This is a genomic window from Bradyrhizobium sp. HKCCYLRH3097, assembly GCF_051167875.1.
Taxonomy (GTDB): domain Bacteria; phylum Pseudomonadota; class Alphaproteobacteria; order Rhizobiales; family Xanthobacteraceae; genus Bradyrhizobium.
The window spans coordinates 42,499-64,146 of the sequence record NZ_JBNPTX010000010.1; the positions used below are offsets into that span (position 1 = coordinate 42,499).

Here is a 21,648-nt window from a genome sequence, read left to right on the forward strand (position 1 = left end):
CTTTGGTGACGGCCCGCTCGGCCCACTTTACCTGCGGCGGCCGAGCGGCTACCAGCGCGCCTGAGCTAGGCAGACAAAGAATGAATTCGAATTCGGCCAAGGTCGAGGTGGACGCGGCGGACACCAGCCCGATCCTGATCATCCCCTATATGTGGATCGGCGATTTCGTGCGCGGCCACACCGTGGTGCGGGTGCTCAAGGAGCGCTGGCCGAATCGGCCGGTCGACCTGCTGGTGACGTCGCTGTGCGCGCCGCTGGTCGATTACATGCCCGGGGTCCGCTCCGGCATCGTCTGGGATCTGCCGCGCAGCCGGCTGGCGCTCGGCCGGCAATGGCAGCTCGCCGCGATGTTGCGCGAACGTCGCTATCGGACCGCCCTGGTGATGCCGCGGACCTGGAAATCGGCGCTGGCACCGGCGCTGGCCGGCATCCCCGAGCGGGTGGGCTTCGTCGGCGAGGTCCGCTTCGGCCTGCTCAACCGCTGGCGCTGGGGCGAGAAGGCGCTGCCCCGCTTCATCGACAAGAATGCCGCGCTGGCGCTGCCCGACGGGGCGCCCCTGCCGCCGGAATGGCCGGTCCCGCAGCTGCGGGTGCCGCCGGAGGACGTCGCGCGCTGGCGCGAGGCCAATGGCCTGGGGAACCGCCCGGCCGTGGCGCTGGCACCGGGATCGGTGGGTGCCGCCAAGCGCTGGCCCTATTACGGCGAGGCGGCCCGGCTGCTGCGCGGGGCCGGCCTCGACGTCTGGGTGGTCGGCGGCCCCGGCGAGAAAGCGCTCGCCGCCGAGATCGTCGCCGCTGGCGGCCCGGACGTCCGCGACCTCACCGGAACCGACCTGCGCAACGGCATCCTGGCCATGGCGGCGGCCAGCGTCGCGATCTCCAATGATTCGGGGCTCATGCACATCGCCGCGGCGTTGGGGACGCCGACCATGGGCATCTTCGGTCCGACCAGCCCATACCATTGGGCGCCGCTGAACGGCCTCGCGGCGACGGTCCAGACCAGGACACAGGTCCCCTGCCAGCCCTGCCACCGGCCGGTCTGCCGGATGAACGACCACCGCTGCATGCGCGACATTCCGGCGACCGATGTCGCCGCCATCGCCCAGCAGGTCCTTGCCGACGCGGCAATACCGGTCGTGCACTAGCTTGCGAAGCGACACCGCGCCCCATACACCGGCCCTGACGTAACCTGAGCCGCCACGTGACCCGCGCCCTCGACCCGATCGCCAACCATCTCGCCCGCTCCCGCGCCGCCATGGAGCGCGCGGCCGACGATGCCGCGATGCTCACCAGCGCCGGGCGGATCGCAACGAAAATCATCTCTGCGCTGCGTGGCGGCCACAAGCTGCTGATCGTCGGCAATGGCGGCAGCGCGGCGGACGCGCAGCACATCGCCGCCGAGATCGTCGGCCGCTACAGGCAGGAGCGGCCCGCCTATGCCGCGATCGCGCTGACGACCGATACCTCGGCGCTGACCGCGATCGGCAACGACTACGGCTTCGATCACGTCTTCGCCCGCCAGGTCGAAGGGCTCGGTACACCGGGCGACGTGCTGCTGGCGATCTCGACCTCCGGCCGCTCGCCGAGCATCCTCAACGCGCTGCGCAAGGCGCGCGAGCGCGGACTGGTCACGGTCGGCTTCACCGGCGCCAAGGGCCTCCCGATGGGCGAATTGTGTGACGAGCTGCTGGTGGCGCCGAGCGACGACACGCCGCTGATCCAGCAGATCCATCTCGCGACGGCGCATGGCATCTGCGAGATGATCGAAGCGGCGCTGATGCAGGACGAGGGCTAGATGACGACCGCTCAGCTCAAGCCGGCGGCGTTTCTCGACCGCGACGGCGTCATCAATCACGACGACAACTACATCGGCTCACCGGAGCGCATCCGCTGGATGCCGAACGTGGCGCAGGCGATCCGGCGGCTCAATGACTCCGGCTATCACGTCTTCCTGTTCACCAACCAGTCCGGCGTGGCGCGCGGGCTGTTCTCGGAGGATGACGTCACGGACCTGCACGACTGGATGCGGGCCGAGCTCGCGGCGCAGGGGGCTGTGATCGACGACGTCCGCTACTGCCCCTACCACACCGAAGGCTCCGTCGAGCGCTATCTGCGCGAGCATCCCTGGCGCAAGCCGGCCCCCGGCATGATCCTCGACCTGATGCAGCACTGGCCCATCAGGCGCGAGGGCAGCTTCGTGATCGGCGACCGCGCCTCGGACATCGCGGCGGCCGAAGCCGCCGGCCTGCCCGGCTTCCTGTTCGCCGGCGGCGATCTCGATGCGTTCGTCGCCGACATCATCGCTCAGACCAGTTCGCGATAGACGGCTGCGATCTTGTCGGCCTCGGCCTCGAGGCTGAATTTCTCCACCACGCGCGTCCGGGCCCGCGCGCCCATCGTCTGTGCGGCATCCGGATCCCGCATCAATGGCTCGAGCGCTGCGACCAGCGCATCGACGTCGCCGGGCGGGACCAGCACGCCTGTGACGCCATCCTCAACCACGATCTCCGCCGCGCCTGCACGCGCCGCGACCAGCGCCGCACCCACGGCCATCGCCTCGATCAAGGTGAGACCAAAGCCTTCGTTGCGCGAGGTGAAGGCGTAGATCGTGAGGCGCTGGTACCAGCGCTGCACGTCGGCGATGTCGAGCTCGCCGGCGATGACGATGCGCTGCTCCAGGCCCGCGGCGGCGATCTGCTTCTTCAGCTCGCTCGCGAACGGCATCTGCTCCGGCGTCACGGCGCCGACCAGCACCGCGGAAAACTCCGGAAAACGCGGCAGCAGCCGGCACATCGCGGCGACGAACACGTCGCTGCCCTTCTGCGCGCGGACGCGGCCGAAGCAGCCGATGGCATATTTGCCCGGCAGTCCGCTCTCGGCGAAGGCCGCGGCGCGATCCGCCGGCGGGGAGTACACTTCGGTGTCGACGCCATGCGTCACCACCGTCGCTTCGCGCTTCAGATAGGACGCCGAGATGTCGCTGGTCGCGATGATCGCGTCCATGCGGCGGATCAGCCAGCGCGTGATCCAGCTGTGATGGCGCTGCGCGGCCGAGGTGAACACCAGCTTCAACGGCCAGCCGAGCGCCCGCATGATCACGCCGACGATCATCTCGTCGTTGCGGCGGGCATGCCAGATCAGCGGCCGCCGCCGGCCCCACAATTTGAACAGATCGCTCGCGCGCATCCGCGCGATCCCTTCGGGCGCGTAGGAGCCGAGCCACGCCGCGCGCACCAGCCTCGCCAGCTTCGGCGCCACCATCCGGTTGGTCGCCGTCACGCCGGAATAGCGCCGATGCAGGTTGGGCACGATCACGTCGAGATCTGCGGCGGAAAACGGCTCGGCTTGCACACTCAACTCCAATTGCAGCGGTTCCCTATACGCAACATTAAGCATCGCCGCCAGTTCGCTATGCACGCAACAGGTCGTTCATTTCGCGGGCGTTAGTCTGCCGGAAACAAACAGGGATCGCGTCAAACAATGACCGTGCTCGTGACCGGCGGCGCCGGCTATATCGGCAGCCACATGGTGCTCGCGCTGGCGGAAGCCGGCGAAAGCGTCGTGGTGATCGACAACCTTTCGAGCGGCTTTTCCGCCTTCGTGCCCGACGGCGTGCCGCTGTTCATCGGCGATGCCGGCGATGAAAATCTCGTCGACGGCGTCATCGGCCAGCACGGCGTCGACAGCATCATCCATCTGGCGGGCTCGGTCGTGGTGCCGGAATCGGTGCGCGATCCGCTGCTCTACTACCGCAACAACACCATGACCACGCGCAGCCTGTTGAATGCGGCGGTCAAGCGCGGCGTCAGCCGCTTCGTGTTCTCCTCGACCGCGGCCGTCTACGGCAATCCGAACGAGGTGCCGGTGCCCGAGAGCGCGCCGACCCGTCCGACCTCGCCCTACGGCACCTCGAAGCTGATGGCCGAGATCATACTGCACGACGTGGCCTCGGCACATGACCTCAACTACGTGGTGCTGCGCTACTTCAACGTCGCCGGCGCCGATCCGTTCGGACGAGCCGGGCTTGCCACCGTCGGCGCGACGCACCTGATGAAGATCGCGATGGAGGTCGCGACCGGCCAGCGCGCCAAGATCGACGTCTACGGCACGGATTATCCGACCCCCGACGGCACCTGCATCCGCGATTTCATCCATGTCTGCGATCTCGCCCAGGTGCACCGCTCCGCGCTGGCCTATCTGCGCGCCGGCGGCAGCTCGGTCACGCTGAATTGTGGGTACGGCCGCGGCTATTCCGTGCTCGAGACCATCGAGGCCGTCCGGCGCGTCTCCGGCCGCGCCATTCCCGTCCAATACGCGCCGCGGCGCCCCGGCGACATCATGAGCATGGTCGCCGACACCAGCCGTCTGAAGGCGCTGCTCGACTGGACGCCGATCTATGACGATCTGGAAACGATCGCCGCCCATGCGCTGGCCTGGGAGGAGAAACTGTTCCTGGAACGCCACAGCGGCACGCTGCAGCGGGCCTCGGCCTAGAATCAACGACTTAGCCGGACGCCGGGGGGCTTGAAAAAGCCGCCCCGAGCGGGCAAGCACTGCTGTCCGCCCGGCGATTTGTCCCGGCGGCCAGGGACCAGAATGGCCGAATTTCCGAAGAAGATCACCGACGATCCCTATGGCGCCGCGATCCTGATCCGCCGCCTCGTGATGGAACAGGGCATCCTCTACTGGCGCCGCTATCTCACCGCCTTCGCGCTGATGGCGGTCTCGGCCGGCGCCAGCGCCGGCGCCGCCTACATCCTCGGCCAGGTCATCAACAAGGCCTATGTCGACAAGAGCATCCCCGGCATCGCGGTGCTCTCCGGCGTCACCGTGCTGCTCTTGTTCGTCAAGGGCGTCTCGACCTACGGCTATGCGGTGATCCTGTCGAAGATCTCGAACGCGATCCTCGCCAACAACCAGCGCGCGCTGTTCGCGAAGCTGATGAGCGAGAGCATCGGCTTCTTCTCCGAGCGGCATTCGTCGGAGTTCCTGGCACGCCTCACCGCCGGCGCCAAGTCGATCACCGACGTCCTGACCATGCTGATCAACGCGATCGGCCGCGACCTGCTGCTCTTGATCAGCATGATCGCCGTGATGGTCGCGCAGGACCCCTGGATGTCGCTGCTCGGCCTCGTCGTCGTGCCGCCGGCCATGCTGGTGCTGCGCAAGCTGGTCAAGCGCATCAAGGGCCTCGCCCACAGCCAGTTTACCGGCAATGCGGACATCCTCGAGACCATGCAGGAATCGCTGCAGGGCATCCGCACCGTCAAGGCGTTCACGCTCGAGGACGCGATGCGCGCGCGCATCGACGAGAACATCGCGGTGGTCGAGCGCAACGCCAACAAGATGGCCCGCGTCTCCAACCGCTCCAACCCGCTGATGGAGATGCTCGGCGGCTTCGCCGTCGCCGGCTGCCTGATGTATGGCGGCTATGCCGTGGTCGCGCTCAACGCCACGCCCGGCCAGTTCTTCTCGTTCATGACCGCCTTCCTGATGGCGACCGAGCCGGCGAAGCGGCTGGCGCGGCTCAACATCGATCTCAACAGCCAGCTCGTCGGCGCGCGCATGCTGCTCGAAGTGGTCGACAGCCCGGCCAGCGAGCAGCCGGACGACGACAAGCCGGCGCTGAAGCTGACGCAAGCCAAGATCGAGCTGCGCGACGTCTCCTTCGCCTATCGCGACAACGAGCCGGTGCTCAACCGCATGAGTTTCGTCGCCGAGCCCGGCAAGGTCACCGCGCTGGTCGGCCCGTCCGGCGGCGGCAAGTCGACGGTGCTGGCGCTGCTGTTGCGCTTCTACGAGGCGACCTCGGGCGACATCCTGATCGACGGCCAGTCGATCGCGCAGGTCTCGCGCCGCTCCCTGCGCGAGCAGACCGCCTATGTCGGCCAGGACGTCTACCTGTTCCGCGACTCGATCCGCGCCAACATCGCCTTCGGCAAGCCGGGCGCGACCGAGGCCGAGATCATCGAGGCGGCGAAGGCGGCCTGCGCCCACGACTTCATCATGGGCTTCCCGCTCGGCTACGACACGCCGGTCGGCGAGCACGGCACCCAGCTCTCCGGCGGCCAGCGCCAGCGCATCGCGGTGGCGCGTGCGCTGATCCGCAACGCGCCGATCATCCTGCTCGACGAGGCCACCGCGGCGCTGGACTCCGAGTCGGAGCGGCAGGTGCAGGAGGCCATCGAGCATCTCTGCCAGAACCGCACCACCATCGTCATCGCGCATCGCCTGCACACCATCATGAACGCCGATTCCATCCTGGTGGTCGAGGGCGGCGAGATCGTCGAGCGCGGCCGGCATGACGATCTGTTGCGCCGTGGCGGCCGCTATGCTTCGTTCTTCCGCCTGCAACAGCGCGACATGGGGCCGAACGTCATCCCCATGACCGCGACGTCCTGACCCGCTTATTTCACCGCACCCGAGATCCATTTCATGAGCGCCTCCACCGTCATCCCGGCCTTCCCGCAGCCTTCGCTTCCCGTCGTCGGCGAAGCCGGTGTCTTCCCGGTCCGCCGCATCTGGTGCGTCGGCCGCAACTATCTCGAGCACATCCGCGAAATGGGCAATGACGAGCGCGATCCGCCGTTCTTCTTCGCCAAGCATGCCGACATGCTGGCGCCCGAGGGCGCCGTGATCCCCTACCCGCCGCTGACCCAGGACATGCATCACGAGGTCGAGCTGGTGGTCGCGCTGAAGAGCGGCGGCCTCAACATTCCGACCGACAAGGCGCTCGACCACGTCTACGGCTACGCCGTCGGCATCGACCTCACCCGCCGCGACCTGCAGCTCGCCTCCCGCAAGATGCAGCGCCCCTGGGAGGTCGGCAAGTCGTTCGACCATTCCGCGCCCTGCTCGGCGATCCAGCCCGCGTCCAAGATCGGCCATCCGTCGAAGGGCAAGATCTGGCTGTCGGTCAACGGCACCGAGCGCCAGACCGGCGACCTCTCCGAGCTGATCTGGAACGTGCCGGAGATCATCTGGAAGCTCTCCCAGCAGGTCGAGCTCGCCGCCGGCGACATCATCATGACCGGCACTCCGGCCGGCGTCGCCGCGGTCGTTCCGGGCGACAAGATCGAATGCGGCGTCGACGGCGTGGGCACGCTGAAGGTCTCGATCGGGCCTGCGGCGGCGTAAGCCGACGCGCCCACGGTCCTCGCAACACTTCCAAAAAGCCGCGCTCTGCGCGGCTTTTTTTGGTCTGGCGCCCAATCGCAGCCAAGCACCGGGATCACCCTCCCCTGGAGGGGGAGGGTTGCCTCACGAGGAGCGCAGCGACACGTGAGGCGGGGTGGGGTGATCTCTCCGCTCGCAACGGCGCCCGCTGAGAGATCACCCCACCCCGCTCGCCCGCTTCGCGCGCGAGCGACCCTCCCCCTCCAGGGGAGGGTAAGCACCGACCTCGCGGCGCGCCGCGGAGCCCGCCCCACACTCCGTCATTGCGAGCGTCGCGAAGCAATCCAAGGCGTCACGAGGACGCTGGATTGCTTCGCTGCGCTCGCAGGGACGCAAGCGGCAACACTGATCCACAATCTCAAACAGCATCGGGCTGAACAGGGAACGAGCATCCACTGCCTCGCGACGCATTCCGCGCCCGAGTGATGCTCCAATTCCCGCCCTCTCCAGATGGAGGGCGCAGGGAAGGCCGGGCGCTGGCCGCGCCCGTGGCCCGCCTGCAGAAAAAAAGCAGGCGGCAGTCACCACAGGTCTGGCCGAACACACCCGGCCTTCCCCGCGCGATGGTTTTAACAGGCTATAGCGCGCTCTTCCTGGTGCACCGGGCTTTCTGGCCACCATCCGCTACGCGACGCGTTAGCGTCGTCGCAACGTTGACACTAGCGTCGGAGTGTCAGAACCACACGCCTTCACCGTCCACGAGGAAAGCGTTCGTCCGTGCTCATCACACGCCGCCGCCCCGCGTCCACCGCTCCCCGCTGCCAACGTCCGTGACGACCGCGAACCGTCCCCATACCGTGCAACGGGATGGGGCGGACCATAATGCTGATTTGGCGAAATTGTCAAGCAGCTCGTATCTTTTTAGAAGAGGTCGGCAGTCCCCTGATGGTGATCCGCACAGCGGACAGTTCTTAGCTCCGTTAGATTCCGCTTAACGAACCATCGCTGCGCCGATAGCGGCCGGGCTTGACGTAGGCAATAACACAATCATCGAGATCTCAACGTCTTGGCCATCCATTTGCCGTTTGCGTCGATTGCGGCAAGGTACCTGAGCCCAGGTGGAGTAGATGCAGAGAAAATTGATAGTGGCGTTGGCAGCAGCACTCGTTGGCGTCTCGGGTGGCACGCCCTCAACCAACGCGCAAGATGCCGGGCGCGCTAACTGTGAAAGCCAACTTTCCACGTTCGTCTTGAAGATCGACAATCTACTGGCGCAGCACCCTCGAGACTTGAATGAAGTTCTTTCGGTCGTGCACCGTCACCTTCCCGCGGAAGGTTGTACGGCCGACGTGGCGTCGAAGGCGATGAAGACTTCGGCGTTCTTCAAGGGAGAGGAACGAAATGACCACAGCATCCAGTTCTCGCTCTTCAATGGGACCTCGGCGGCGCGTGGCGCTGCGGTCCTGCTCGTACTGAACGATTCCGGCCAATGGAGCCCGCCATTTGCGATTTGGCACCCGCCATACCCCTGACCACGGCAGAGTGACCGCGAACGTCCGTTCCGAACCCATCTTTGGAACGCGTAGGGCGGATTAGCCGAAGGCGTAATCCGCCGTCCCTCCGCGGAGAAGAAGCGGCGGATTACGCTCCGCTAATCCGCCCTACTCGGTGCCTCACCGGAACGCCGACACCACGATCGCGCCGACGATCGCGACTGTCAGCGTGTACTTCGCCGCATAGTACACCGTCCTGTTCCACGCCTTCACCTTCCGCGTCGCGAGGTGAAACTCATACAGCTTGCCGAACACCTTGTTCAGCACGCCGACGTGCTCGCCCTCGACGTTCTGCGTCGCCGAGGCCTTGACGATGTGGTGGCTGACCCAGCGGTTGATGGCGGCGATGAAGCCGAGCTTCATCGGGCGCTCGACGTCACAGAACAGGATGATGCGGTTGACGTCGGTGGCGTTCTCGGCGCTGTGGATGAAGGTCTCGTCGAACATGAAGGCCTCGCCGTCGCGCCAGACGCAGGGCACGCCGTCGACCAGGATACGGCACTTGTCGGAGTTCGGGGTGACGAGCCCCAGATGATAGCGCAGCGAGCCGGCGAAGGGATCGCGGTGGGCGCCGAGCTTGCCGCCGGGCGGCAGCATCGCGAACATCGCGCCATGGACGTTCGGGATGGCGTTCAGCAGCTCGACCGTCTTCGGGCACAGCGTGCGCGCCGACGGCAGGAAGTCGTCGTACCATTTCAGATAGAAGCGCTTCCAGCCGCTCTTGAAGAACGAGTAGAAGCCCCAGTCGTTGTTCGCCGCCGCGGCGCGGATGAAGCCCTCGTCGAACAGACGCACGGCCTCCTCGCGGATCTCCTGCCAGTTGTCGGTGAGCCTCGAGAGCTCCGGAAACTGCTCCACCGGGATCACCGGCGTGTTGGGCACAGCCGAGCCGGCATACATCAGCACGTTGTAGGGGGCGAGATAGGTGGAGTGGTCGCCGAGCTGGCGGGCGAAGCGCAGCCGCTGCTTGCCGCGGAAGTGGACGTAGATGGTGGCCCCGATCAGGATGTAGAGGCCGATGAGCTGTGGCGCGAAGAGCTGTCTGAGCATGTCCGGGACCCATGATCCGGCCGCTCAGAGCGTGTTGCGCAGATGTGTCGCCTTCTGGGCGAGATCGAAGGGGTGCTCTGATGCCGGCCAAGCGCCTCAATTTAGCCGCAAGCGCGACCGGCCGCATCCCTTCGCACGAGGGTTGTGAACGGGAATCGGGGTTGAAAGTTCTGCGGCGTGACCCGGCTGCAACAGCCGCCGGCCCCGGCTCGCGATCGCGCTAAGCCCGCGTCAGCTCCTGCAGGCCCTTGAAGGTCAGCCGCTTGGGGTCCCGGACGCCCGCCAGATACATGCGGCGGATGAAGGCGGCCACCGCGTCGCGGTCGCAGCCGGTCAGGACGACGATGGCATCCACCGCGGTCTTCTGGGCCTCCATGGGACTGGTCCTCCTGGCAATGCACCCGGCACGCGCAAGCTGTCACGATGCCGATTAACATCGCGTTAACCGTGCGGACGGCCGCCGGTTCCCATGCCGCGATTCCTACCGCCGCTCCATACGCGAAACCGCGCAGGCCGGAGCGGCCGCCGTCGAGCGCCGCAGGAGCGCCGCCGTCACACCAGGAAGAAGTCCTCCGGCGCCCCGATCAGGCGGTCATCGCCGTGCACCACGAGCTGCCGCCGCATCGGGCGCACCGGCGGTGTGATGACCCGCCGTTCGAGCTCGTTGGCGCCTGGCAACTGGTCGACGAAGCGGACGGCGAAGCCGTCGGGGAAATGCCTGATGACACGGCCGATGCAACTGCCCACCGCCAGCGGCGTGCCGATCTCCGGCTGGATCTCCGCCGAGACCGCGGCGCCCGACATCGAGGCATCAATCACGAAGCACGGGATGCAGCTGCCGTCGGCGAGCGTCAGCGCCGAATGCGGCGAGTTCGGCACGAAGCGCGCATCGCGGCGGGAATCGCGGATCGACGGATCCTTCTGCTTCTTCTCCAGCCAGACCAGCTTCTCGGCGAGCTTGGCGCGCTCGGCGCGCGTCATCTCCAGCTCGAGCAGAAAGCCGCCATGCACGGTGTCGCTGATCTCGCCTTCGAACTTGCCGAAGTCGCGGAAATACGAGGTCAGGCGATCGCCGACCTTGCCGACCACGGGCACCTCGAGCAGCGCGCGAAACGGCGACACCCGCGTGGTGCGGCAGGCGAAGGATCGCAGCCGTCCTTCCGGGGAATACCAGTTCGGAAGCGTGTAGGACCCGACCGTCTGAATCCTGACCGCGCGCTGCTTCAGGAATCGAGCAACCGACATTGCACGTCTCCCCTCGAACCCATGATGTCCCCGATGGCCCGGCCCCCGCCGAGGCACGATATGCCTGTTACAATTTCTGCATGCATTTTCGGTCGAACTAACTCGAAATGGGCAAAGCCGCCATGCCCCGGACCGTGCGCGCAAATTCTTGAGGAAATCTGAATCCGAAACGGAAATCCCGCTCAACGGAATCGTATGTCCAACCCGTTTCTGCTTTCTAAAAATGTCGGCCCGTCGGATTACGGTGCGGCGCGGCACTTGTTCGTCCGGGCACGAGCGGCTGATCGCATCAGCCGCGGCGCCATCGCGCCACGACGCACACCGTCTCACGATGAGCGTGCGTTCGCGTCCAACGTGATTAGTCAATGATTCATCCTAACGCGCGACCACCGAGGCGTGGCTGCAACTCACAATTTCATTCAATCTGGCGAGCAACTATCAGCGCGCGCAACCGCGCTGCCAGCAAACAGCTAACACATTCGCGTCGTTTCGCTATTTGCTTGCTAACAACCTGTTCACCACTTGCGCAATCGGTCGGCACGGCAGCTGCTGCAGCCCACGCCGTTCAATTTCGCTTATACTATTGCCGCTTAGTCGTAAGTGAGGGGGACGGCTGTCAGTCGGCTCGCGCGTCGCCCCAGGCGTATGAGTAAGCAAAGTAGTCACGCGTATGATGACCGCACGCATCGTGGTGTTAACCATCGCTCTCGGCGCGGGCGGCGTTGCGGCCTATCTGGTCAGCAATTCCGACGGCCAGCGGCAGACGCCGGCGGCGCCGGTCGTGCAGTTGCCGACGGTCGAGGTGCTGGTCGCCAAGACCGACATCGGGCTCGGACAGGCGATCAAGCCCGGCGACCTGATCTGGCAGACTTGGCCCGAGGCCGCGAGCAACATCTTCATCCGGCGCGGCGACCGTCCCGAGGCGGCCAATCAGCTGGTCGGCACCATCGCCCGTTCGCCGTTCGTGATCGGCGAGCCGATCCGCGAGCAGAAGCTGGTGAAGGCGGACGGCTCCGGCTTCATGGCGGCGATCCTGCCCGCGGGCATGCGCGCGATCTCCACCGAGATCTCACCCGAGACCGGCGCCGGCGGCTTCATCCTGCCGAACGACCGCGTCGACGTCATCCTGTCGAAGCGCGACAAGAACCCTGACAAGCCCGGCACCGCCGACTTCGTCAGCTCCGAGATCATTCTCTCCAACGTCCGCGTGCTCGCGATCGATCAGGCGCCGAAGGAGAAGGAAGGCCAGAACACCGTCGTCGGCAAGACGGTGACGCTCGAGCTCAGGCCCGAGCAGGCCGAGACCCTGGCGCGCGCGCGACAGGCCGGCTCGCTGGCGCTGGCGCTGCGCAGCATCGCCGACGTGAACGCCGCCGACGGCAACAAGACCGAGGCGCAGCAACAGCAGCAGCAGATGGCGCGACGGGGCAGCGCCATCGAGATCATTCGCTATGGGATCACGAGCTCGCTCACGGCGCAGAAGTGACCGAAAGGACGAGGAAGATGATGGGTGGGCATCAACGCGCAAAATTCGGGACGTGGGTCGTCCGCGCGCTATCGACATCGGCCGTGATCGGGCTTGCGCTCAATCCGGCGCTGACGCCGGTGAAGGCGGCTGACGACAGGCTGGAGACGCCGGTGGTGTCGGTCGGCTCGTCGAAGGTGCGCTTCCTCTCGCTCGGCATCGGCAAGTCGGTGGTCGTCGACTTCCCGCAGGACGTCAAGGACGTGCTGGTCGCCGATCCCAAGGTCGCCAACGCGGTCGTCCGTTCGGCCCGGCGCGCCTACATCATCGGCGCCGCAGTCGGCCAGACCAACGTCGTGTTCTTCGACGGCGAGGGACAGCAGGTCGCGGCCTATGACATCGCGATCAAGCGCGACCTCAACGGCGTGCGCCAGGCGCTGAGCCAGAGCATTCCCGGCGTCAAGATCGACGGCGTCGGCGAAGGCGTGATCCTGACCGGATCGGTGTCGAGCCCGGTCGAGGCGCAGCAGGCCGGCGAGATCGCCGCACGCCTCGTCGGCGGTGCCGACAAGGTGGTCAACTCGATCGTCGTGCGCGGCCGCGATCAGGTGATGCTGAAGGTCAACGTGTCGGAGGTCCGGCGCGAGATCGTCAAGCAGCTCGGCATCGATCTCAGCGCCAGCCTGAACTACGGCACCGCGGTGGTGAACTTCAACAACACGAACCCGTTCACCGCCTATGGCAAGTCGCTGGTCGGCCCCAACGGCCTTTCCGCCACCGGCGGCGGCTTGTCGTCGGTCTCGGCGACGCTGCGCGCCATGGAGACGGCCGGTGTCGTCAAGACGCTCGCCGAGCCAAACCTGACCGCGATCTCCGGCGAATCCGCGACCTTCATCGCGGGCGGCGAATTCCCGATTCCCGGCGGCTATTCCTGCGATCCCACCACGCGGGTCTGCAGCACGTCGATCACCTACAAGAAGTTCGGCATCTCGCTCAACTTCACGCCCGTCGTGCTCGGCGAAGGCCGCATCAGCCTCCGGGTGATGACGGAGGTGTCGGAGCTGTCGAACGACAACGCGATCACGGTGTCCTATGCGCTGACCTCGGCCTCGACCTCGTCGGTGACGATCCCCGCGATCCGCACCCGCCGCGCCGAGACCACGGTCGAGATCCCCTCCGGTGGCTCGATGGCGATGGCCGGCCTGATCCAGAACCAGACCAAGCAGGCGATCAACGGCCTGCCCGGGCTCAACCAGCTGCCGGTGCTCGGCCAGCTGTTCCGCAGCCAGGACTACGTCAACAACGAGACCGAGCTGATGGTGCTGGTGACGCCCTATGTCGTGCGCGCCGTCGCCCAGAAGGAGCTGTCGCGTCCGGACGACGGCTTCGCGCCGGCCACCGACTCGGAGTCGGCGCTGCTCGGCCGCATGAACCGGCTGTACGGCATCGCCGCCAGGGTCGACGCGGCCACGGGACAGCCGGCCGGCTTCGGCTTCATCATCGACTGAGATTGCGGGACGACGGGGCACGGGGGAACGATCATGTCGGCAACATCCATACCAGACGGCAGGCGCGCGCTGCGCCGGATCGTCGCCATCGCGGGGCTGGCGCTCACGCTGGGCGCCTGCAACACCACCACCGGTGAGGTCGTCGCGACGATCCCGGACGACTACAAGATCCGCCATCCGATCGCGATCGAGGAAGGCCGGCAGTCGACCGTCGTCTTCATCGGCAGCGGCCGCGGCGGCCTGACCTACCAGCAGCGCGTGGATGTCGCGGGGCTCGCGCGCTCATGGCTGCGTGAAGGCACCGGCGGGATCATGGCGGAGGTGCCGACGGGCACGTCGAATGCACGCGCCGCGGCCGACGCCTACCGCGAGATCCGCGCCGTGCTGACCGCCGGCGGCGTTCCCTCGCACGCGATCACCCTGCGCAACACCATGCCCGACGATCCGCGGCAGCTCGCCGTCATCCGGCTGAGCTATCCGAAGATCGCCGCCGTTGCCGGTCCCTGCGGGCTGTGGCCCGACGACCTCGGGCCGAACTTCAGCAATCCCGGCTACAGCAGCAACCAGCACTATCAGAATTTCGGCTGCGCCACGCAGCGCAACCTCGCTGCGATGATCGACAACCCGGCCGATCTCGAGCAGCCGCGCTCGGAGATGGCCGCCTACACGCCGCGCCGCTCCGCGCTGTTCGAGAAGTACCGCAAGGGCGAGTCGACGGCGGTGGCGTATCCGGAGTCCGACAAGGCCAAGCTCAGCGATACAGGCAAATGATCAACGCGTCCCGTCAGAGCCAGGATGAGCAGCCCGGCCCCACCGGCCCGGCCCTCGACGATCACATCGCGCCGGTGCCGCGCGTCTCGGTGCAGGCATTCTGCGAAACCGACCAGACCTCGGCCGCGATCCTCGCCGCGAGCCAGGACCGCCGGCTCGGCAAGGCGCACATCACGATCAAGGCGGGCGGCATGCCGCGCGCCATCGAGACCTATCATTCGCAGCCGACGCCGAACGTCATCGTGATCGAGACCAGGCCCGGCGGCGACATTCTCGGCGGCCTCGACGATCTCGCCAGCGTCTGCGATCCCGGCACCCGCGTGGTGCTGATCGGCAGCCCGTCCGACGGCGTCGCCTATCGCGAGCTGGTCCGGCGCGGCGTCAACGACTACGTGCTCGGCCCGGTCGAGACCATCGACGTGATCCGCTCGGTCTGCAGCCTGTTCTCGGCCTCAGAGGCCGTCATCACCGGCCGCATCATCGCCGTGGTCGGCGCCAAGGGCGGCGTCGGCGCCTCCACCGTCGCCCACAACGTCGCCTGGAGCATGGCGCGCGACCTGACGCTGGATTCGGTCGTGATCGATCTCGACATGGCGTTCGGCACCGCGGGGCTGGACTACAACCAGGATCCGCTGCAGGGCATCGCCAACGCCGTGTTCCAGCCGGACCGGCCGGATACGGCGCTGATGGAGCGCCTGCTCGCCAAATGCACCGAAAATCTCAACCTGCTCGCCGCGCCCGCGACGCTCGACCGCGTCTATGATTTCGGCGCCGACGCATTCGACGCGATCTTCGACACGCTGCGCATGACCCAGCAATGCATCGTGCTCGACGTGCCGCACCAATGGTCGGCCTGGACGCGGCATGCGCTGATCAATGCCGACGACATCCTCGTGGTCGCCGAGCCCGATCTGGCGAACCTGCGCAACGCCAAGAACCTGCTCGGCGTGCTCAAGGCCTCGCGTCCCAACGACCGGCCGCCGCTGTACTGCCTGAACCAGGTCGGCATGCCCAAGCGGCCGGAGATCGACCTGAAGCGCTTCGCCAAGACCGTCGAGGCCGAGCCGGTCGCGGTCATCCCGTTCGACTGCAAGCTGTTCGGCACCGCCGCCAACAACGGCCAGATGATCGCGGAGATATCGGGGCTGAGCCGCACGCCAAAACTGTTCCAGGACATCGCGAACCGGCTCACCGGACGGATCGACCACAAGCCGCAGCGCGGCTCGCTGCTGGCGCCGATCGCGAAACTGCTCGGCGCGAAATAGCGCCTGAGATCATGATGCGATTCCAGGGACTCGCATCATGATCTCATCTCCGTGTTTGAGCATGATCTCCGCGCAAACGCCTTTGGCGTTTGTCGCGAGGGAAAACCGGTTTCAACCTTTCCGGATCATGCTCTAGTCGTCGGACCGGCTGAGTGCCCGCGCCAGCGCCTTGTCGGGCTCGCCGGCCACCGGACGGTCGCGGCGCGGCGACAGCTCGCGCTGCGCGATCTTGCGGCGCTCCAGGATGCGCTTGACATAGGCGACGCTGGCGCTGGCCTGCTCCGGCGGCAGCCCCGAACGCGCGATGCTCTCGGCCTCGCTCATCCGGCCCTGCAGGCCGACGATGACGGCGAGATTGGTCCGGACCCGCGGGCTGGCGTCGGGGTGCGCGCTGGCCTTGCGCAACTGCTCCTCGGCCTTCGGCAGTTCGTTCGAGAGCGCATAGGAGAGACCGAGATTGGACAGCACGGAAGGATCGTCAGGGGCGATCTTCAGCGCCGTCATGTAGTATTGCCGGGCCTCCTCGTTGCGCCCCATCTGGTCGAGCGTGGCGCCCTGCGCCGACAGGATGCGCCAGTCGGGATCCTCGGGCGAATGCGCGCGGCTGAGCACGTCGAACGCCTGCTGGAAATTGCCATTGTCGGCAAGCGCGCGGCCAAAGGCCGCCAGCAGCGCCTTGTTGCCGGGATTGGCGATCGTCGCCTGCTCGAGCACGGCGACCGCCTGCGAGCGCTGGCCGGTGCCGCGCAGGGCGCTGCCATAGCGCAGCGCCACCTCGGGATCGTTGGGATTGGCGCGGAAGCGCTCGCGGAGCTGGTCGATCTCGGCGCGCGGGTCGGCGGCGGCCGCGCGGCTCCTTTCGGGATTGCCGCCCAGTGCCCCCGTGACCTCGCTGAGATCGGTGGTCTGGCAGGCGCCGAGACCGAGCAGCACGGCCGTGAACGACAGCGCGAACGCGGCCGGCCGGAGCAGAGGGAGAGAGCGAAGGGGCCGCGTACGCATGCAACTGAACTACTTCGGGACCGGATGATCTGCACGCTGGCAGATTAACCCTAAGGTCCCGTTAAGCGGGCGCGGCCGGCCCGCTCAATCGATGAATTCGGCGCCGAACTCGCAGCCGATGCGCCAGGCCAGCCGGCACTTGCGCTGGTGGTCGGGCGCGAAGACGATGGTGAACTGCGGGGGAATCTCGACGAATTCGGCGATCACCTTGACGCCGCCGTCGGAAATATCCGTGACCGTGCAGTCCCGCGGCAGGCTGCCGTTGCCATAGTGAATCTTCGCGATCCTCCTGCACAGCCGACGTTCACTCTTGCGACGGTTCGCCAACATCAACATTTCGACGTCTCACCCACTCAATCGTCCAATCCGGAGACCTCGTTTGTAGCGAGGAAACCTTGGGATCTGGCTAGCGCCAAGCCCGGAAATCCGGCGACCGGATTTGGGTTTCGTTTACCCTCTGCATCCCTCAGCGGACCGGCAGCAGCACACGATCGAAATACGCCGACAGCCTCCCGACGTCGTCGAGCGGCAGGACGTCGGCGACATACTGATCGGGCCGCACGATCACGATGCAGCCCGCGGCGCGATCGATGCCGCGCATCGCAAAGATGTCCTGGCCGCTCTTCAGATCGGCACAGAACATCTTCTCGTAGTCGATAAGACCGTAACGGCCCTTCCGCGGCAGCAGCAGCTCCGGCATTCGTTCGAGCGCGAGTTCGCGATGCCCCTGCTGGAACACCGCGCGCAGATCGATCACGGAGTCGATGTCGGCGCCCACCTGGGTGTGGCGGCGCACGGGCGAGGCCGAATCCTCGCTGAGGAATGTGCACAGGCGGCGGATCGCGGACCCCGGCGCGGCCGGATCCTCCGCGGCCGCGAAAGCGAAGATGCGGAAGCGGCCGTCGGCCTGGACGACGTGACCGAGCTGCGCCGGCTTGGCGTCGCCGAGCCGGATGACCGGCGCCGAGTGAAAGCGCTTGCCGATGACGAAGCCCGTGGCGAGCGGCTGGAAGGTGTCGTCGCCGGTGAGGACGGAGGGCCGATAGTGCGTGGCGGTGCCCGCCGTGTAGCGGCCGTGACGGACGAAATAGTCCTGCGTCTTGGCCGCATCGGCGCCGCCCTGCTTGGCGGCGGAGGCAAGAATTCCTGCCCATTCGCGATCGAAATCGATCAGCTCCTGGGCGATGGCCCGCCGTTCGGCCGAGTAGCTGTGCAGGAGCTGCGGCGCGCAACGCCTGCCCAGCACGGCGGCGAGCTTCCAGCCGAGATTGAACGTGTCCTGCATCGACACGTTCATGCCCTGCCCCGCCTTCGGGCTGTGGGTGTGGCAGGCGTCGCCGGCGATGAACACGCGCGGCAGCCGCGTTGCCACCTCGGCCTCGGGCACGTCGTCGAACTTGTCGGTGATGCGCTGGCCGATCTCGTAGACCGACCACCACGCGACCTCCTTCACCTGAAGCGTATAAGGCGCGAGAATGCGCTGCGCCTTGGCGATCACCTCGTCGACGGTGATGTTGCGCCCGGCCACGCGCTCGCCGACCTCGAGCTTGGCGAGCTCGACATACAGCCGGACGAGATAGCCGCCCTCGCGCGGGATCACCAGCAGGCTGCCGTCCTTGGCGGACTGGATCAGCGACTTGAAGCGGATGTCGGGAAAGTCGGTCACGGCGAGCACGTCCATGACGCCCCAGGCGTGGTTGGCGGAATCCCCGTGCAGCTCGCGGCCGATCGCCTTGCGCACGACGCTGCGCGCGCCATCACAGCCGACGACGTAGCGCGCGCGCACCGTCTCCACCTGGCCTTCATGCTCCGGATCAATGCGATCGAAGCTGACTGTCACGCCGTGCGCGTCGATGCCCGCGGCCGGATCGATCCGCAGATCACGCAGTCGCCGCGCGTAGTGCGGCTCGAGCTTCGCGGCCGAACGGCGCATCACGTCCAGGAAGAAATCGTGGACCCGAGCCTGGTTGAGCACGACATGCGGCATCTCCGACAGGCCGTCCTCGACGTCCTGCACGCGACCGCTGCGCGCGATATGCTTGCTGTCTTGGTCGCTCGGCTTCCAGAACGTGGTCTCGTTGATCCAGCACGCTTCCCTCAGCACTTTCTCGGCAAAACCATAGGCCTGGAACATCTCCATGGTGCGGCAGGCGATGCCGTCGGCCTGGCCGAGCAGCAGCCGGCCCGGCTTCTGCTCGACGATGCAGGTCCTGATGTCCGGAAAAGCGGAAAGCTGGGCAGCGAGGTTCAACCCGGCGGGGCCACAGCCGACGATGAGGACATCGGCCTCGGGCGGCAGCGGGCCGGTCGCGCCGGCGCTCGCGACACGTTCGGCCGCGTCGAAGATCTCGGGATCGCCCGGCTGGAAGCCGTTGAGATGAAACTGCACGTGACCACCCTCCCTCGCCATTCTTATTGATCAGTATGCTGATCATCAGTATGCTTGTCAAGCTGGTGACAGGAGATTCGAATTGACCGAGATGCGGGACATGCCGGGGCACCTGGCGCGCCGGTTTCAGCAGATCGCCGTGGCGGTGTTCCTGGCGGAGGTGGAAGCGGCCGGCTTCGACCTGACGCCGGTGCAATATGCGGCGCTGGCGGCGATCGCGGCCAACCCGGCCATCGACCAGATCACGCTCGCTGGCCTGATCGCCTATGACCGCACCACGATCACCGGAGTGATCGACCGGCTCGCACAGAAGGGCCTCGTCGTCCGCCGTGCGAGCGCGCGCGACCGCCGGTCACGGGAGCTGTTTATCACCGATGAGGGGAGAAGGACGCTGGAGGCGATCACGCCGGCGGTCGAGGCAGCGCAGCGGCTGATGGTGCGCGGCCTCAGCGAGGCCGAGGCGAAGGAGTTGGTCCGCCTCATGCAGAAGGCGATCGCCGCCGGCAACGATCTCAGCCGCGCGCCGCTGCGGGAGGGGGCGGCGGAGCGGTAAGCCCAAGCAAAACTGCTGGTTGCTTACCCGTCATGCCCCGGACCGGTTCCGGGCATCCGCGTTCTTCCAAGCCCAACGACATCGATGGCCGGATCCAGCCCGGCCATGACGATGTGGAGAGAGCCGCCCCAAGCTGACGTCATAGAGGCGAGCGCCGCTCGTGCCCCCTGCCCTCACGAATACCGCATCACGCCGTCGTCGACCTTGCCGAAGCGCAGCGAGACGATATCCAGCGCGTAGTTCTGGTACAGCCGCCACGGCCGCTTGGAGCCCTGTTTCGGCAGGTCGGCGACCGCGCGCTGCACATAGCCGGAGCTGAAGCTCAGCGACGGCAGCGGCGTAACGGTGGAATCGTCATTGTGCGGCACGCATTGGCGATAGCCGTGCCGGTCCATGTAGTTCAGGAGCCGGCAGACATATTCGCAGGTGAGATCGCATTTCAGCGTCCACGACGCGTTGGTGTAACCGAGCGTCGCCGCCAGATTCGGCACGTCGGAATACATCATGCCCTTGTAGTTGAGCGTCTTGGCGAAATCGACAGTGCGGCCATCCACGACGACCTCGATGCCGCCGAGCACCTGCAGCACCAGCCCGGTCGCGGTGACCACGATATCGGCCTCGATTTCGCGGCCGTCGGTAAGGCGCAAGCCGCGCTCGGTGAAGGTCTCGATCCCGGCCGTCACCACCGAGGCGCGCTGCTCGCGAATGGTCTTGAACAGGTCGCCATCCGGCACCAGGCACAACCGCTGGTCCCACGGGTTGTAGCGCGGCGTGAAATGGGTGGCGACGTCGTAATCGGGGCCCAGCGCGGCGCGCACCCCTCCCAGGATCAGCTGCTTGACCCGCTGCGGCTTGCGCCGGCTGAGCTGGAAGAAATACATCCCGAACAGCACGTTGCGCCAGCGGATCAGGTGATAGGCGAGGCCAGCGGGCAGATGCCGGCGCAGCTTGTTGGCGAGCGCGTCCTGCGCCGGGCGCGACACCACATAGGTCGGTGAGCGCTGCAGCATCGTCACATGCGCGGCGGACTTGGCCATCGCCGGCACCAATGTGACCGCGGTCGCGCCGGAGCCGATCACGACGACGCGCTTGCCGGCATAGTCGAGATCCTCAGGCCAGGCTTGCGGATGCACGATGCGGCCCTTGAAATCGGCCATGCCCTTGAAGTCCGGCAGATAGCCCGACTCGTAGCGGTAGTAGCCGGAGCACATGAACAGGAAGCCGCAGGTCATCCGCACGGTCTCGACCGTGCCCTGCTCCGTCCGGCGCTCGGCCTCGACGGTCCAGCGTGCGTCCGCGCTCGACCACGACGCGCGCCGGACCCGATGGTTGAACCGGATGTGGCGGTCGATGCCGTTCTCGGTCGCGGTGTCCTGGACGTATTTCAGGATCTGCGGCCCGTCGGCGATCGCCTTCGGATCGGTCCACGGCTTGAACGAATAGCCGAGCGTGTACATGTCGCTGTCGGAGCGGATGCCGGGATAGCGGAACAGGTCCCATGTGCCGCCGATCGCGCCTCGCCCCTCCAGGATCGCGAAGCGCTTGCCCGGGCACTTGTGCTGCAGATGATAGGCGGCGGCGATGCCGGACAGCCCGGCGCCGACGATCAGCACGTCGACATGCTCTGTTGACATGAGGTGTTCCTGGCGTTTCCTGGTGCGGCTTTCTTGCTCTGGCTGCGGACAGTCGCAACCCGGCTCGTCGCTGTCAAATCGCCGGCGCATTCGTCGT

The 21,648-nt window shown here is 66.6% G+C and carries 20 protein-coding genes; 12 read left to right on the forward strand and 8 right to left on the reverse strand.

Annotated elements, in window-relative coordinates; translation table 11 throughout:
- Nucleotides 1-80 precede the first annotated feature (80 nt).
- From waaF to ACQR0U_RS22625, 3 genes are read left to right on the forward strand one after another with little or no spacing between them, the layout of a single operon-like run.
- Nucleotides 81-1,145: a lipopolysaccharide heptosyltransferase II gene (gene waaF, locus ACQR0U_RS22615; RefSeq protein WP_316166171.1), complete on the forward strand. Its 1,065-nt coding sequence runs from the start codon at nt 81-83 to the stop codon at nt 1,143-1,145.
- A gap of 56 nt (nt 1,146-1,201) precedes the next feature.
- Complete coding sequence (locus tag ACQR0U_RS22620; protein WP_315768717.1) at nt 1,202-1,795, forward strand: D-sedoheptulose 7-phosphate isomerase; 594 nt, start codon at nt 1,202-1,204, stop codon at nt 1,793-1,795.
- Nucleotides 1,796-2,323 (forward strand): D-glycero-alpha-D-manno-heptose-1,7-bisphosphate 7-phosphatase, encoded by a 528-nt coding sequence (locus ACQR0U_RS22625; protein WP_315753279.1) that lies wholly within the window; start codon nt 1,796-1,798, stop codon nt 2,321-2,323.
- On the opposite strand, the gene ACQR0U_RS22630 is transcribed toward ACQR0U_RS22625, so the two are convergent.
- Nucleotides 2,305-3,351, reverse strand: coding sequence for a glycosyltransferase family 4 protein (locus tag ACQR0U_RS22630; protein ID WP_434843972.1), 1,047 nt, complete (start codon nt 3,349-3,351; stop codon nt 2,305-2,307). The genes ACQR0U_RS22625 and ACQR0U_RS22630 overlap by 19 nt on opposite strands.
- A 129-nt stretch (nt 3,352-3,480) precedes the next feature.
- Here ACQR0U_RS22630 and galE point away from each other — a divergent pair, with 129 nt between their 5' ends.
- From galE to ACQR0U_RS22650, 4 genes are all read left to right on the forward strand, one after another.
- On the forward strand, nt 3,481-4,494 hold the full coding sequence (gene galE, locus ACQR0U_RS22635; RefSeq protein WP_315753283.1) for a UDP-glucose 4-epimerase GalE: 1,014 nt from the start codon (nt 3,481-3,483) through the stop codon (nt 4,492-4,494).
- A 102-nt stretch (nt 4,495-4,596) separates the two neighbouring features.
- A complete protein-coding gene (locus ACQR0U_RS22640) occupies nt 4,597-6,402 on the forward strand; it encodes an ABC transporter ATP-binding protein (protein ID WP_434843973.1) in 1,806 nt (601 codons plus the stop codon).
- Between the two features lie 33 nt (nt 6,403-6,435).
- Nucleotides 6,436-7,137 carry a fumarylacetoacetate hydrolase family protein gene (locus tag ACQR0U_RS22645; protein WP_434843974.1) on the forward strand — a complete coding sequence of 234 codons (702 nt, stop codon included), beginning with the start codon at nt 6,436-6,438 and terminating at the stop codon, nt 7,135-7,137.
- A 1,106-nt stretch (nt 7,138-8,243) separates the two neighbouring features.
- Complete coding sequence (locus ACQR0U_RS22650; protein WP_315771443.1) at nt 8,244-8,648, forward strand: hypothetical protein; 405 nt, start codon at nt 8,244-8,246, stop codon at nt 8,646-8,648.
- Nucleotides 8,649-8,789: 141 nt separating this feature from the next.
- Here the strand turns inward: ACQR0U_RS22650 and ACQR0U_RS22655 are convergent, their stop codons facing one another.
- The 3 genes from ACQR0U_RS22655 to ACQR0U_RS22665 all read right to left on the reverse strand — a co-directional run bounded on the left by ACQR0U_RS22655 (nt 8,790) and on the right by ACQR0U_RS22665 (nt 10,964).
- Nucleotides 8,790-9,719: an aspartyl/asparaginyl beta-hydroxylase domain-containing protein gene (locus tag ACQR0U_RS22655; RefSeq protein WP_434841815.1), complete on the reverse strand. Its 930-nt coding sequence runs from the start codon at nt 9,717-9,719 to the stop codon at nt 8,790-8,792.
- A gap of 220 nt (nt 9,720-9,939) precedes the next feature.
- Nucleotides 9,940-10,095 carry a hypothetical protein gene (locus ACQR0U_RS22660; protein ID WP_315712861.1) on the reverse strand — a complete coding sequence of 52 codons (156 nt, stop codon included), beginning with the start codon at nt 10,093-10,095 and terminating at the stop codon, nt 9,940-9,942.
- Between the two features lie 176 nt (nt 10,096-10,271).
- On the reverse strand, nt 10,272-10,964 hold the full coding sequence (locus ACQR0U_RS22665; protein WP_316169703.1) for a PilZ domain-containing protein: 693 nt from the start codon (nt 10,962-10,964) through the stop codon (nt 10,272-10,274).
- Between the two features lie 670 nt (nt 10,965-11,634).
- Here ACQR0U_RS22665 and cpaB point away from each other — a divergent pair.
- The 4 genes from cpaB to ACQR0U_RS22685 are packed head-to-tail and all read left to right on the forward strand — an operon-like array spanning nt 11,635 to nt 15,973.
- On the forward strand, nt 11,635-12,450 hold the full coding sequence (cpaB, locus tag ACQR0U_RS22670; RefSeq protein ID WP_434843975.1) for a Flp pilus assembly protein CpaB: 816 nt from the start codon (nt 11,635-11,637) through the stop codon (nt 12,448-12,450).
- A gap of 17 nt (nt 12,451-12,467) precedes the next feature.
- A complete protein-coding gene (locus tag ACQR0U_RS22675) occupies nt 12,468-13,937 on the forward strand; it encodes a type II and III secretion system protein family protein (protein WP_315712866.1) in 1,470 nt (489 codons plus the stop codon).
- Nucleotides 13,938-13,970: 33 nt separating this feature from the next.
- Entirely contained in the window at nt 13,971-14,708 is a 738-nt protein-coding gene (locus ACQR0U_RS22680; RefSeq protein ID WP_315712867.1) for a CpaD family pilus assembly protein, read from the forward strand.
- On the forward strand, nt 14,705-15,973 hold the full coding sequence (locus ACQR0U_RS22685; RefSeq protein WP_315712868.1) for an AAA family ATPase: 1,269 nt from the start codon (nt 14,705-14,707) through the stop codon (nt 15,971-15,973). Before ACQR0U_RS22680 ends, ACQR0U_RS22685 begins: the two co-directional genes overlap by 4 nt.
- A 132-nt stretch (nt 15,974-16,105) precedes the next feature.
- Here the strand turns inward: ACQR0U_RS22685 and ACQR0U_RS22690 are convergent, their stop codons facing one another.
- From ACQR0U_RS22690 to ACQR0U_RS22700, 3 genes are all read right to left on the reverse strand, one after another.
- On the reverse strand, nt 16,106-16,975 hold the full coding sequence (locus tag ACQR0U_RS22690; protein WP_316183838.1) for a tetratricopeptide repeat protein: 870 nt from the start codon (nt 16,973-16,975) through the stop codon (nt 16,106-16,108).
- Between the two features lie 84 nt (nt 16,976-17,059).
- Nucleotides 17,060-17,305 (reverse strand): PilZ domain-containing protein, encoded by a 246-nt coding sequence (locus ACQR0U_RS22695; protein ID WP_315712872.1) that lies wholly within the window; start codon nt 17,303-17,305, stop codon nt 17,060-17,062.
- 136 nt (nt 17,306-17,441) lie between these two features.
- Entirely contained in the window at nt 17,442-19,364 is a 1,923-nt protein-coding gene (locus ACQR0U_RS22700) for an FAD-binding monooxygenase (protein WP_434843976.1), read from the reverse strand.
- Nucleotides 19,365-19,464: 100 nt separating this feature from the next.
- Here ACQR0U_RS22700 and ACQR0U_RS22705 point away from each other — a divergent pair, with 100 nt between their 5' ends.
- Nucleotides 19,465-19,917 carry a MarR family winged helix-turn-helix transcriptional regulator gene (locus ACQR0U_RS22705; RefSeq protein ID WP_434844003.1) on the forward strand — a complete coding sequence of 151 codons (453 nt, stop codon included), beginning with the start codon at nt 19,465-19,467 and terminating at the stop codon, nt 19,915-19,917.
- Between the two features lie 173 nt (nt 19,918-20,090).
- Here ACQR0U_RS22705 and ACQR0U_RS22710 read toward each other — a convergent pair whose 3' ends face one another.
- Nucleotides 20,091-21,641 carry a flavin-containing monooxygenase gene (locus ACQR0U_RS22710; protein ID WP_410052253.1) on the reverse strand — a complete coding sequence of 517 codons (1,551 nt, stop codon included), beginning with the start codon at nt 21,639-21,641 and terminating at the stop codon, nt 20,091-20,093.
- Between the last annotated feature and the right edge of the window lie 7 nt (nt 21,642-21,648).